Below are 13,581 nucleotides of genomic sequence, written 5' to 3' on the forward strand. Positions count from 1 at the left end.
AGGTGGGATGTTTGTTCAACTTTGATGTGGAAAGATATATAGCCATCCAAAATGGAGCACTGTCTCTTAAGGATGAATTTGATCAGGCGATTGATTCGGTGATAGAAAGAGGTTTGAAAAATGTATTCTTTGTCGGTACTGGCGGAGCAGCCATTCTCATGTACCCGGCTGAATATATTTTAAAAACTCATTCCACTTTACCCGTTTTTACGGAAATCGCTCCGGAATTAATGTTGATGGATCATCAACATTTAGATGAACATTCATTAGTTATTTTGCCTTCTTTGTCTGGCACGACCAAAGAAACCGTCGAGGCGGCGGCGTTCTGTAAGGAAAAAGGTGCGACAACGATTAGCTTAGTGGGTCATGCTGCTACACCGTTAGCGAATTTAACCGAATATACCTTTGTCAATTATGCGGCAGATGATACCTCCTGTGAATCGTTTTATATCCAGTCCTATTTACTAGCGTTCCGCTTGATGTATAAGCGAAATGAATTCCCGCAATATCAACAATTTGTCGAGGAAATGATGGATTTACCAAGTGCACTTCTAAAAGTAAAGGAAGTAGTTGAACCTAGGGCTGCCGAGTTTGCCCGAAAACATAAGGAGACCCCATACCATATCCTTACGGGGACAGGTATCGATTGGGGTCAAACCTATTATTATGGCATGTGTATTTTAGAGGAAATGCAATGGATTAAAACACGGCCGGTACATGCGTCCGATTTCTTCCACGGTACATTGGAATTAGTAGAGGAAGATACGAGTGTTATTCTACTAAAAGGGGAGGATAAATCCCGTCCGCTCACAGAGAGAGTCGAGCGCTTTGCTGAGCATTACACGAAGGAATTAACGGTTTTTGATACAAAGGATTATGAATTAGCTGGTATTTCTGAAGGGTTAAGAAGTCTTGTCTCTCCGATTGTCTGCGCGGCTTTCCTTGAGAGAGTCAGCTGTCATTTGGAACAACAAAGGGACCACCCGCTGACAACCAGGAGATACTATAAAAAAGTGCCATTTTGATAGAATAATTGTTTTGTGATGCGGCCCTCACTTTAGTGAGGGCTGCTTTTTACTGTTTAAATCATAATAAATACTGTGTTAATGTTAGTATTTAATTAACACTCGTTATACATTGGGATGCACGGCTATTTCTGAAAATGATCTATTGAAGGTAATTAAATGGTTAATTCCTAAAAGTAAACCGATTATCAAAATCGAGGGTTGATCATTTTGGAACTTCCCTTTTATAAAGGCTATGAATTTAAATTTTTAACAAGGGTGTTAACCAACTAATTGGTTTTCGCCTTTTTTAACATAAATAACTTCCATTATAACCCGGTTTGCCTGAATTGGTGCACCGTGAGTAGACTCCGTGTCCCTGATGCAAAAAGAATACCGATTAGATCGAATCCGATATCAAACATTCTTCCATCACGAGAGAAGTATAATTGCAGGATTTCAGTTAGCAAAGCAAAGGCAATTGCTAGAATTAGAATGAATGCTTTTGAATGGAATTTAGTTTGCAGTAAAAATGTTAGGATGAGAAAGGCAAAGGCATGACCACATTTTTGAAGCAGGAAGCCGCGGCTGAGCTCGAGCGGTAAGGGGAATAGCAACTCAGAAAAATTCGGATGACCGACCCACTCAAAGCGGACTTTGCCAGATGCCATTAATTCAGAAAAATCGGCGGTACAGGTCAAAATCGAGATTGCAGCTGCCCATAATAAAATATATATTCCGCGCATGGTGAGACCTCCCTTTTTATATCATTGTGGTCTCGTTTCTTCGGTAATATACCGGAACGAGGGGGCGGAATTAACTATCTGACAAAGGAAAAGACCTCTTCTAAAAATAAAAGAGGTCTTTCGTTTGGGGAAATCATCCAAGTATGTCATTGAAAATGGGGAAGACAATCTGGGAAGATGCTGGAGTTGCTGCTTCTCTAGCTATTAATTATCCGGAATGGATCATTTTTTCATAGAGATTTAGAATAGATTGCCCGTATGTGGTACCTGGAACAGCCCATTTTCCGTTTAAAGCGGTCCATGTAGGAGCAGATCCTCTGTCGACTAGATGAAAACGGGGATCAACCAATGGATATTGATCTGGTAGTGGCTTCGCTGTTGCATACGCATACAAGTGTTGAAGTTGTGCAAGGACACCTTCTTCTTGATTTTCAAAGCTTGCTCCGCGAGTATCTCCACCAGTTGCTCCTATCCCTGAGTAGTTGTTTTGTTCAGGGTTGACGACACCCGTAAACCGAAAATAGTCTGTTTCGTGGATGGCTTGTGCAAAGGCGACATCGCCTCTAATGCCGTAATATTTTCCTAATGTTTGGTAAAAATGACCTAATTCCGGCGCGTTAGAATTGACCTTTTTCACAAATTGATTCATCTGTTCCGGAGTTAGGAAGGTCGGACCGAAAATGGTAAATTGACCGGGGACGACGATGATGGGGAGTTCTTTTGTACTGTTGGCTGGAGCCGGACTTGGGTTCGTGTTCTTTTTCGTGCCGCCTGCAGTATTCGTTTCTTTGCCGGTGGTGGTTGTGGCTGGTTTTGCTGTTGTGGTTATACTGGTGCTTGTGGTTGGTTTTTGAGTAGCTGAGTTACTGGTGCTCGTAGTTGGTTTTTGGGTAGCTGAGTTACTGGTGCTCGTAGTTGGTTTTTGGGTAGCTGAGTTACTGGTACTCGTAGTTGGTTTTTGAGAAGCTGATTTAGTAGTCGATGCACTGGCTTTTTCAATAATAATGAAGGCATCCTTATATCCTGCTTTTTCGATTTCTTTGAGACGTTTTTCTGCGTTTGCGTTGGTCGTATAGGTTGCTACTTTCACTCGGTACCAGGTTGCTTCAGATATTTTTGTGGTAACAATTGAAGAATTAATGTTTTTCTTTTTCAGTTCAGCTACCCTGTCTTGTGCATTTTCTTTGGATTTATATGATCCAACAAAGACGGTGTAAACTGTTGTTAAACTAGATTGGGTTGTTTTCGGTGTAGTTGTTGTTTTCGGTGTTTCCTTCGTTGCTTTGCGTTTCAGACCAAAGGCCTTTGCAATTCCGTTGACATGGCCTTGAGCTACTTTTTGCTGCCAGGATGAATCTTTCATCAATTGGGCGTCATGTTTATTACTGATAAAGCCGTTTTCCGTTAGGATTGCTGGCATATTTGTTTCTCTTATTACATGGAAATTGGCCTTTTTTTGCCCGCGGTCTTTTAGCTGATTCACTTTCATCACTTCGGCATGAATGATATCTTGGACTGTGGCTGCTCTACTTGAGTTAGAGGCGCCATTGTATATAAAATCCTCATATCCTTGGGCTGAACTATCAGCAGAGTTGATGTGAATAGCCAGGAAAAAGTCTGCGTCCCAGGCGTTGGCTTCGCTTGAGCGCTGTGCTAAGCATTTGGTGGTATCGCTTGTACGACTCATCTTAACTTGAACATTTTCATAATCCTTTAGGATGGTATTTCGTATTTTAAGCGCAATAGCTAGGGTAATATCTTTTTCATCCAGACCATTCCCTTGGGCTCCGGGATCATCACCGCCATGACCAGGGTCTAAATATAGCTTCATGCTTACTCCTCCATTTCATTTAAAATACGTTCATATATATGTTATGGCAAATCCAATCCAATGGCTTCTATCTGAACAGTGTTAGAAGAAAAACCATACAAAAGACCTCCCAGCATTCATGATGAGGAGGTCCTTAGTAGGATATTATCATTCGGGATGTTTGTGCTTCTGTGACGGACAAGTGTCCATCTATGGTGCCTGACACCATAAATGTAACACCATAAATATAACACCATAACTGTGACACTATAAATACCACATTAAATGCCTGCTTATTCTGCAACTAGGAAAGCATCGTTGATTCCAGCTTTTTTAACTTCAGCTAAGCGGTCTTCGGCATTTTCCCGGTTGGAAAAGGCTCCAGCTTGAACTCGGTACCATGTTTCGCCCGCTATTTTTGTGGTATCTACGAATGATTCGATGCCTTTTGCCTTGAGTTGGTCTACTCGCTCGTCCGCATTTTCTTTTGATTTAAATGAACCGGCAATTACTTTGAAAAGTGTTCCGGAATCTGGTTTCGGCGGATCGATTGGTTTCCGTTTTAGGCCAAAGGCTTTGGCAACTCCGTTCGCGTGACCTTGTGCTACTTTTTGGATCCAAGAAGATTGTTTCATTAGTGCGGCGTCATGATCGTTACTGATAAATCCATTTTCAGTTAGGAGTGCTGGCATGTTTGATTCACGTAACACATGGAAGTTAGCCTTTTTCTGGCCGCGATCTTTCAGTTGATTCACTTTCATGACTTCGGTATGGATGATATCTTGATATTGGGCTGTCTTAGAAGTGTCAGATAAGCCGCTGTATATAAAGTCTTCATAGCCCAGAGCGGTACTAGGTCCGGAATTGATATGAATGGCTAAGAAAAAATCTGCGCCCCATGCATTGGCCTCACTCGATCGCTGGCTTAAGCTTTTTGTGGTATCACTGCTCCTACTCATTTTTACCTCAATGTTTTCATAATCATTTTGTAAAATGGAACGTAGTTTGAGCGCGATAGCTAACGTCAAATCTTTTTCATCTAATCCATGACCTTGGGCACCTGGGTCTTGTCCACCATGACCTGGGTCTAAATAAAGCTTCATTTCATCCTCTCCATTTCTAAAAATTGATTATATATACATGTTATGTCAGTATGGACAAATAGGTTCGGGTACTTGTCACAGTAATTGTTACAGGATGTCACCAACAGTTGATTCTCTTAGTTACCGAAAATGTAATTGTACCAGTCTTTCGGTAAGAAAGAGAGGTCTTAAATGACCGAAACCGCCACCTCCTATTACACTCTATATTGAAAAAAGTCGGCAAAAGGGACACGGTCAGAAAAAATAAATATGGAATGATTTATTTAAATAAAGTTGATTAATGCTATACTTGGGGAACGGATTTGGTTTCTGAAAGGAGTTAATCATCTTATGAAGTATTTAAAATCACAAATGCAGCAGCTAATTAAGGATAATAAAGAATTGCATACACGCTTAAAAGAGTTGAAAGTTGAACACGGGCTTGAGAAAAATACTGCCCTAAAGGCATTGTACCATTCAGAAGTGGCAGACGGCGGAAAGTATCAATTAGCGTACCAAGCACTTGATCTTCCTAAAAAATAGGTAACATAAAAAGAGTGTCAGGCACCAAATTGGTGCCTGACACTCTTTTTTGGATGGAAATAAATTACTGAAGATAACGTTGGATAGTTCTCCGAATCCAGCTCCAGCGCCTAGGGGCTCGGGGTCATAAGCCAATCCGTCCTGAAGGTTAAAAAGCAACCTTCACGCCGGCTTGTCTTATGCCTGTCGCCCCTGAACCAGGCGCTTCCGCTTTTTATTGTTTAATGTTGTAAAAATGCAAGTTGGATAAAGAACAAGACAGCAAACACGTATAGCAATGGATGGATTTCACGCCACTTCCCTTTAACCAACTTTAGAAGCGGGTAGCTGATGAAACCAAGCGCGATCCCTGTTGCGATGCTTGATGTGAGCGGCATGCTCAAGACGGTCAAAAAAGCAGGGAAGGCTTCATCCAGCTCGTCCCAGCGGATTTTTGCAATGCTTCCCATCATTAGACTGCCGACAATGATTAAAGCCGGTGCGGTAATCGCAGAAATCCCGGAAACCGTACTAACCAGTGGACCAAAGAAGGCGGACAGGATGAACAGGATCGCAACCGTTAGGGAAGTTAGACCAGTTCGTCCTCCTGCTGCTACCCCTGACGACGATTCAATATAGGCGGTTGTTGGGCTCGTCCCAAACATTGCCCCGACTGCCGTACCAATCGAATCGGCAAGTAAGGCTTCGCGGGCCCTCGGCAGTTTGCCGCCTTTCATTAAACCGGCTTGGTTGGCGACACCAATCATCGTACCCGTCGTGTCAAAAATGGTCACCAGAATGAAAGAGAAGACAACAGCATAAAGGCTATGCTGAATTACGTCAGTCAGCGCTGTCACTGGATTAGCAATAATTAGTCCCTCTGGCAGAGTGGGCAGCGACATAAAACCTTTACTGAATTCCAGCTGGCCCGTAAAGAAAGCGATGAGCCCGGTAATCACCATTCCAAAAAATATTGCCCCGTTGACTCGAAGCGCCATTAATACAAGTGTGATCGCCAGTCCTGCTAGCGCTAAAAGGGCGGAAGCTGAATGAAGATCGCCGAGACCGACAAGATTCGTCGGATGAGCTGTAATGATTTTTGTAAGACGCAGGCCGATAAAGGCAATAAACAAGCCAATTCCTGCGGTAATCCCGTGTTTAAGGTTTTCCGGGATGGCATCAATTAATTTTTCCCTAAGGGGAGTTAACGATAAGATGACAAAGATAACACCAGCAATAAAAACAGCGGCAAAGGCAGTTTGGTAGGTTATCCCCTGATGGCCGCCGACAACAGAATAGGCGAAGTAGGCGTTAAGTCCCATGCCTGGGGCAATGGCGATTGGATAGTTTGCAAAAAACGCCATCCATAGTGTGGCGACGACTGCGGCTATAATGGTCGCAGTGAATACTTGCCCAAACGGAACCCCTGCATCGGCAAGAATGACCGGATTAACTACGACAATATAGACCATCGTAAAAAAGGTGGTGATCCCTGCAAGCAGTTCTGTTTTTGTATTGGTATGATTTTCTTTTAATTTAAACATAGCTGTTCCTCCAAAATACGAACATTTTAATAAGACCTCAATTATATTATTCGTTTTTAGATGAAAATTCAAGAGTTACCTCTTAATTTGTTCCATTTTTGTAACAGATATGATGGTGCCTGACACCAAAACGCACTTCAATGGACTAAAAAAGAGAACCATCCCGTGCCTTATATGCAAAGCGAACGGGTGGTTCTCTGGTAAAAAAATTTGGTAAGCTCAAATAAATGTCTTTTCCAAGTCAGGGGTAGGGGCTGGACTCGTGAATTTATTTTTGTGAACGAACTTTTCTTTGTACATCTCCTGGTCGGCCATTTCGAGAATTTTTTCAAGTGTTATTTCGGTTCCAGGTTTATAGTGATAAAAACCGTAACAAGCAGAAATTGAATAAGGCTTCTGATTGGTAACATTAATATCATCGAACCCACGCTTAATGTTTTTCACCAGCTGCCGGGCGTCCTTCATCTGCTTTTGGAAGAAGACAATAATAAATTCATCCCCTCCTAGGCGGAATAAGACATCCACATTCGTAATATGCTGATTAATCGTGTCGCAGCAGGTCTTAATTAAGTCATCACCTGTTGAGTGACCGAAAAGATCATTGGTTATTTTCAAATCGTTAATATCAATATAGCAGATAATGAATTCTTGAGATTCTGCCTCGCCGCTCATCTGCTTGCTAAGCAATTCCATCCCACTTCTTCGATTTAGCACTCCAGTAAGCATGTCATATGAAGCGTGTTTAAAAAGTTCTTCCTCATTTTTTTTCAGGTCGGTGATGTCAGTGACGCCGATCAGGATACAAGCTTCATCCAAGTAATCGATCAATTCTAAACTCAACATGACCCATTTCCGGATATCAGGAGTGATTTGTTGCTCCACGCAAAAGTTTTTTATACTTTTTTGCTCTTCCAGACGCTTTAGGATGTCGAGTTTTTCTCCGATGTTTTGAAACAAGAATTTCCCGTCTATTTGAGTCATATCGTTACCTTGGAGTTGGTAGTATTCAATGGCATGTTTATTCATCAGCAAAATTTCATCATTCTGAAGCTTTTTAAGGATGATCGGGTTCGGATTTAGGTTGAATAGACGCCTGAAATTTTCCTCATTTCTTTCTAGTTTCATTTTGTTTGAAAAATCATTTTTACGAAATGAATAGAATGATAGGGCAATCATGAAAGAAATGATGACGGTACCGGTTGAATTAATCAACTTTGATAAAAATGAGAAGTGCTCATGTTCGATAAGATATAAACCTGTAATGAAAAATATATGTATACCCAAAAACAGGATCAATACGTTTCTTGGCTGTACTGGGAAGAAGACGGCAACTCCTAATAAAATAATGATATAGGAGTATATATTTCCAGTAAATAATTGACTATTAATAGAAGAGGCTGCCCCGATTAATAAATAGAAAAGGATATAACTAGTAACAACGAACCCCTTCGAAATATTTTTATAAAAATGATAAATGAGTAGAAACATAAGGGAGATGATAAGACCAATGATGTGAATGGCAGAAAGATTGAATTTAAATGTAGGGCTGCTCAGTTTATTAAACAGGAAAAAGTCAACGATGAAAAAACAAGGATAAGTAGAGATTAACATATAAGAAACGAGCTTAATTCGCTCAAATAATACATCGTAGTTACTATGAATATACTCTTGATTCGGAGGAGAATTCTTTTTCTTTCTATTAAAAAGATTGATTGAAAAGGACCACAAATAGTTCACCCCTTTTTTTACCATTACCTCGAGTATTTTAGCATAGATTGGAAGGTCTGTCATAAAAAAAGCGGTGTCAGGCACTAACAAAATATGCCTATAAAATATTGGTGTCAGGCACCACCTAAAACATGAAAAAAGCCCAATTGCTTGTATGTGATCGATACAGCAATTGGGCTTTTAAGGTTTGTGATTTATTGGTTTATTTTTATTTCTTCTGTTCGTTTTTCGCCGTAGATGCCCTTTGACTCGATAAATCTCTGGATTCTTTTCAGGGCTTCTTGCAGCTGTGGCATGGAGGCTGCGTAGGAGCAGCGAATATAACCTTCTCCACTTTCTCCAAACACATTGCCGGGCACGACTGCGACTTTTTCCTTCATCAGTAGTTCTTCGGCGAATTGTTCGGAACTGAGGCCAGTTGCTTTGATCGAAGGAAAGACATAAAAGGCTCCCCCAGGTGTGTGACAGTCCAAGCCGATTTTATTCAAGGTATGCACGACAAAGTTCCGTCTCATTCGATAGCTTCGTTTCATCGCTTCTACTTCATGAAAAGTATTCCTTAGTGCTTCAATAGCGCCGTATTGGAGCATGGTCGGTGCACACATCGTCGTATATTGAAAAATTTTCAACATGACCTCCACAAATTCCTTAGGGGCTGCGAGCATGCCTAATCTCCAGCCAGTCATCGCAAAGCCTTTTGAGAATCCGTTGATTAAAATCGTCCGTTCGTACATGCCTTCAATCGTTGCGAAGCTTGCATACGTTTCTTCATAGGTTAATTCTGCATAGATCTCGTCGGAAATAACAATTAAATCATGTTTTTCAACAATTGCGGCAATTTCTTTCAATTCTTCTTTGTTTAGGGTACTGCCCGTTGGATTGTTGGGCGAGCAAAACAAAATGGCTTTCGTTTTTTCTGTAATTGCCCCTTCTAACTGCTCGGGTGTTAATTTAAAACCATTCGAAGGCGAGGTAGAAATGGCGATTGGTGTCCCGCCGGCAATCGAAACCAAGGGAGCATAAGAAACAAACGCTGGTTCAACAATCAGTACTTCATCACCCTGGTTTAGAATGGCGCGAAAGGCTAGGTCGATTGCCTGGCTTGCTCCGACAGTGACGATAATTTGGTTTGTTGGATCATAATTGACTGCAAATCTTGTTCCAAGATAATTAGAGATCTCCTGCCGTAATTCTAATAAGCCAGGATTCGCGGTATAGGCGGTATTGCCTTGTTCCAGCGATAAAATGGCGGCCTCTCTAATGTTCCAAGGCGTAATGAAGTCTGGTTCGCCAACGCCTAAAGAAATCACATCTTTCATACCGGCAGCTAAATCGAAGAATTTTCTGATCCCAGATGGCTGTAATTCTCTAGCAGTTTCAGATATATAGTGGGAGTAATCTTTTCTCATGGTGTAATCACCATTCTCCTGTCTTTCTCATCGCCGCCGCCAAAAATCACCCCATCATGTTTGTATTTTTTTAACATGAAATGGGTTGTGGTTGAAATGACATTATCAATCGTTGATAGTTTTTCCGATACAAAGGACGCGATTTGATTCATGGTTTGACCTTCAATGGTGATCGATAAATCGTAGGCACCACTCATGAGGTAAAGAGATGTTACCTCTGGAAAACGATAAATTCTTTCGGCGACCTCATCGAATCCAACTCCGCGCTTCGGTGTTACTTTAACATCGATCATCGCAATGATATTCTCCTGCCCCTCGACTTTGCTCCAATCGATTAAGGCCGGGTAACTGACAATTACTTTTTCTTCTTCTAATTTTTTAATGGTGTTTCTTACGGTTTCTTCGCTGCTCATCACCATTAAGGCGATTGTTTCTTCTGAGATTTTGTGATTTTCTTCGATGAGTCTTAAAATTTCGAGTTCTTCATTACTTAATTTCATCGGGTGCCTCCTGATTTATATTTCATATTATTGATTTTATAGGAGGAAGCTTTTTAACTCAAATGAAAGTGGAGTGATTATTCAATTTTATTAAAATCATTTTAGAATTATGGGACCAATGGATTAAGATAAAAAAAGAAAGGTTGAAATGGACTAGTCTATTTCAACGTTTTGTTAAATTATTGTGAAAATTATAAATAATTAGTTGATGATTGTAAAGAATGAGTGATTCTTCTTCTTTTTCTCACAGATTTTTATATCATGAGATTGTACTAAAATTTGAAACAATCAAGGAGGAAGAAAAAATGAAGGATCTAAAAAATTGGATGTTAGTGTTAATGGCGTCTTTCATGTTGGTAGGAGTTGCCTCAGGTTGTAGCAATACAAAGACAGATGCGGATACAGAGCAAAATCAAGATTCAGGCGATACTGGTTCCCCAGACAGCGGAACTGATCAAGAGTCAGGAAAATAAGGGAAATAATAAAAAAGTAACCAATCAGAGATTACAATAAATCATGCTCTAACTGGGAAACTCGTATGTAAAAACGAAATTTCTACTGGATTAAAAAGAGCAGCTAACAGGGTGACCTAAACTTTTAGGCACCTTGTTTTTTTACTTGTTTTTTCTGGGCATATAGACAGATGTCGACTGAGTTAAAACTACTAAACGAGAAAACAACCCTAAAATTTTCCTATTTTTCTTTATATTTCTTTAACTCTACTTAACTTCTATTTTACAAAGTGGGAGTAGGATGGAGCGTGTAAGGACTACATATTAATAAGGAGATGTTTTTATGAAACGCAAAAAGATACTGGCAGCATCGCTGGCTACTTTGCTTCTTGGTTCAACGTCAGCCTATGCAGGTTACACACAATTTGTTGGACCTAAGGCAGATGGAACGGCAGTTACCTCTCATGGGTGGCCCGTTACTCCTTCTGGTAGCCAAGTAACGCTTGGTGATTTCCCAATGGGTGGTGTATTAAGCCAAGATCACCGTTATCTTATTGTTTCCAACGATGGACAAGGGGAACAATCTCTTCAAGTGGTTGACGTTAACACCCAGAAGGTCGTACAGACCATTCCATACAAATCTCCTGAATCCCTCTATTTTGGGGTTGCATTTAGCAGCGATGGAAAAACCGTCTATGCCTCAGCAGGAGGGAATAACAAGATCCGTGTCTATGGATTTGAAAATGGAACGTTAACTGAACAATCTCCAATTATGCTTAAAGATAGCAGCAAAACAAACTTTTATCCTGCTGGAATTTCCGTTTCAAGGGATGGAAAGTCGCTCTTTGTTGCGAATAATTTAAATCATTCCGTTTCAAAAATAGACCTTGCCACAAATCAAATCGTAAAGACAACCGCTGTTGGGAAACATCCGTATGCAGCTGTAATGAGCAATGATGGGAAATCCCTTTATGTCAGCAACTGGGGTGAAAGCAGCATTAGTGTGGTCGATCCAGAAACGCTGACGATCAAAAGCACCATTCCAGTAGGGCTGCATCCGAATGCGATTATTGAAAATGCAGCGAACGGCATGATCTATGTATCCAATTCCGACAGCGATTCCGTTTCAATCATCGACACGAAACAACAAAAAGAAATCAAAACCATTTCGCTTAGCCCATATAAAAATGCTCCTGCGGGAAGCCAGCCTAATGCTCTAACATTAAGCGAGGATAGCAAAACTTTATACGTTACCAACGGTGGAAATAACGACGTAGCGGTCATTGACCTGCAAAAAGGAGAAGTGAAGGGGTTAATTCCAACTGCCTGGTATCCAAGTGGTATCTATTTCCATGATGACAAATTGATGGTTTTGAATGCCAAGGGCCTTGGTGCTGGTTCCAACCGAGAAGGCCAGTACATCGGTAATATGATGAAAGGAACCATGTCTTTTATCGATGTTCCGGATGATAAACAGCTGAAGAAATATACGAAACAAGTAGAAAAGAATAATGAAGTATATAAACCAACAGGATTCAGTGGAAGTGAAAAATTCCCAATCCCGCGCTTTGAAGGACAAGAATCACCGATTAAGCATGTCATTTATGTAATCAAGGAAAATCGTACGTATGACCAAGTATTTGGTGATATGGAAAAAGGAAATGGCGACCCGAGCTTAACCATCTTTGGTAAAGATATTACACCGAATATTCATAAGCTGGCCGATCAATTCGTTTTATTAGACAATTTTTATGCGAATGCTGAAATCAGTGCTCAGGGACATAACTGGTCTACCGCTGCACAGTCCAACGACTATGTAGAGAAAAACTGGCTTGCAAACTATTCAGGTCGTAACCGCGGCTATGACTTTGAAGGAGGCAATGAAGCGGCCTATCCAAAAGCGGGATTCTTATGGACGAATGCAAGTCGCTCGGGTGTCTCATTCAGAAGCTATGGTGAATTCGTCAATTATGACAAAAATACAGGGAAATATGTAGCAGCTGAAGCTAGCATGGGCAATAATTTTGACCCTGACTACCCTTCCTATAATCTTAAAATTTCGGATCTTACCCGCTTGGAGGCGTGGTCTGAAGAATTTAAGCAATACGAAGAGAACGGCAATCTTCCGCAGCTACAAATCGTTCGCCTGCCTAACGACCATACACTTGGAACAAAACCAGGAGAACTAACACCACAAGCCATGGTGGCACAAAACGATTATGCGCTTGGTCAACTTGTCGATATGGTTAGTAACTCTTCTTATTGGAAGGATACTGCTATTTTTGTTACCGAAGATGATGCACAGAATGGTTGGGATTCAGTGGACGCTCACCGGACTACATCACTTGTGATCAGCCCTTACACTCAAACAGGCAGAGTAGACAGCACCATGTATGATACAACATCGATGCTTCGCACGATGGAAATGATTTTAGGTATGAAACCTATGACACAGTTTGATGCATCAGCGGTGCCAATGGTCAATTCGTTCACCCAGAAACCTAACTTTTCTCCATTTAAGGTGGAAGAACCAACTTATCCACTTGATCGTAAAAATGGAGAAACGGCTCCAATGGCTCAAGAATCTAAAAAACTAGATTTCTCAGGAGTTGACCATGCCGATTCGGAAAAATTGAACAAGATTCTCTGGAAAGCTACAAAAGGTGATAAACCTTATCCAGGCGAAAAAAAGAATAATTAAATAATGTAAGGAGGGTGACCCTAAAGCAGGGTGTCAGGCACCATTCATAAAATGCTGTAAATTCGCCACTTTTAATACAGTAT

11 protein-coding genes are annotated in these 13,581 nt (G+C 40.9%); 4 read left to right on the forward strand and 7 right to left on the reverse strand.

Annotation, left to right across the window (positions count from 1 at the left end):
* Positions 1–2 precede the first annotated feature (2 nt).
* Positions 3–1,025 (forward strand): SIS domain-containing protein, encoded by a 1,023-nt coding sequence (locus QF028_RS31610; RefSeq protein WP_429471649.1) that lies wholly within the window; start codon positions 3–5, stop codon positions 1,023–1,025.
* A gap of 308 nt (positions 1,026–1,333) precedes the next feature.
* Here the strand turns inward: QF028_RS31610 and QF028_RS31615 are convergent, their stop codons facing one another.
* The 3 genes from QF028_RS31615 to QF028_RS31625 all read right to left on the reverse strand — a co-directional run bounded on the left by QF028_RS31615 (position 1,334) and on the right by QF028_RS31625 (position 4,663).
* Positions 1,334–1,750 (reverse strand): VanZ family protein, encoded by a 417-nt coding sequence (locus QF028_RS31615; RefSeq protein WP_429471651.1) that lies wholly within the window; start codon positions 1,748–1,750, stop codon positions 1,334–1,336.
* Positions 1,751–1,958: 208 nt separating this feature from the next.
* Positions 1,959–3,581 carry an N-acetylmuramoyl-L-alanine amidase gene (locus tag QF028_RS31620; protein WP_429471653.1) on the reverse strand — a complete coding sequence of 541 codons (1,623 nt, stop codon included), beginning with the start codon at positions 3,579–3,581 and terminating at the stop codon, positions 1,959–1,961.
* A 272-nt stretch (positions 3,582–3,853) separates the two neighbouring features.
* Positions 3,854–4,663 (reverse strand): N-acetylmuramoyl-L-alanine amidase, encoded by an 810-nt coding sequence (locus tag QF028_RS31625; RefSeq protein WP_429471655.1) that lies wholly within the window; start codon positions 4,661–4,663, stop codon positions 3,854–3,856.
* Positions 4,664–4,993: 330 nt separating this feature from the next.
* Between QF028_RS31625 and QF028_RS31630 the strand changes: the two genes are divergently transcribed.
* The gene (locus tag QF028_RS31630; protein WP_088089707.1) at positions 4,994–5,185 is read left to right on the forward strand and encodes a hypothetical protein; all 192 of its coding nucleotides are present in this window, start codon (positions 4,994–4,996) and stop codon (positions 5,183–5,185) included.
* Between the two features lie 221 nt (positions 5,186–5,406).
* Here QF028_RS31630 and QF028_RS31635 read toward each other — a convergent pair whose 3' ends face one another.
* From QF028_RS31635 to QF028_RS31650, 4 genes are all read right to left on the reverse strand, one after another.
* On the reverse strand, positions 5,407–6,708 hold the full coding sequence (locus QF028_RS31635; protein ID WP_214998651.1) for an NCS2 family permease: 1,302 nt from the start codon (positions 6,706–6,708) through the stop codon (positions 5,407–5,409).
* Positions 6,709–6,927: 219 nt separating this feature from the next.
* Complete coding sequence (locus tag QF028_RS31640) at positions 6,928–8,436, reverse strand: diguanylate cyclase domain-containing protein (RefSeq protein ID WP_429471658.1); 1,509 nt, start codon at positions 8,434–8,436, stop codon at positions 6,928–6,930.
* A 194-nt stretch (positions 8,437–8,630) separates the two neighbouring features.
* Positions 8,631–9,845 (reverse strand): aminotransferase, encoded by a 1,215-nt coding sequence (locus QF028_RS31645; protein WP_429471659.1) that lies wholly within the window; start codon positions 9,843–9,845, stop codon positions 8,631–8,633.
* The gene (locus tag QF028_RS31650) at positions 9,842–10,345 is read right to left on the reverse strand and encodes an Lrp/AsnC family transcriptional regulator (protein ID WP_214998610.1); all 504 of its coding nucleotides are present in this window, start codon (positions 10,343–10,345) and stop codon (positions 9,842–9,844) included. The genes QF028_RS31645 and QF028_RS31650 overlap by 4 nt, the downstream gene beginning before the upstream one ends.
* Before the next feature lie 305 nt (positions 10,346–10,650).
* Between QF028_RS31650 and QF028_RS31655 the strand changes: the two genes are divergently transcribed.
* Together QF028_RS31655 and QF028_RS31660 are read left to right on the forward strand one after the other, a co-directional pair.
* Positions 10,651–10,818 carry a hypothetical protein gene (locus QF028_RS31655; RefSeq protein ID WP_214998612.1) on the forward strand — a complete coding sequence of 56 codons (168 nt, stop codon included), beginning with the start codon at positions 10,651–10,653 and terminating at the stop codon, positions 10,816–10,818.
* Positions 10,819–11,140: 322 nt separating this feature from the next.
* On the forward strand, positions 11,141–13,498 hold the full coding sequence (locus QF028_RS31660) for a bifunctional YncE family protein/alkaline phosphatase family protein (RefSeq protein WP_429471662.1): 2,358 nt from the start codon (positions 11,141–11,143) through the stop codon (positions 13,496–13,498).
* Positions 13,499–13,581: the final 83 nt, after the last annotated feature.

It is taken from the genome of Neobacillus sp. B4I6 (assembly GCF_050434045.1).
In the GTDB taxonomy this organism is placed as follows: domain Bacteria; phylum Bacillota; class Bacilli; order Bacillales; family Cytobacillaceae; genus Neobacillus.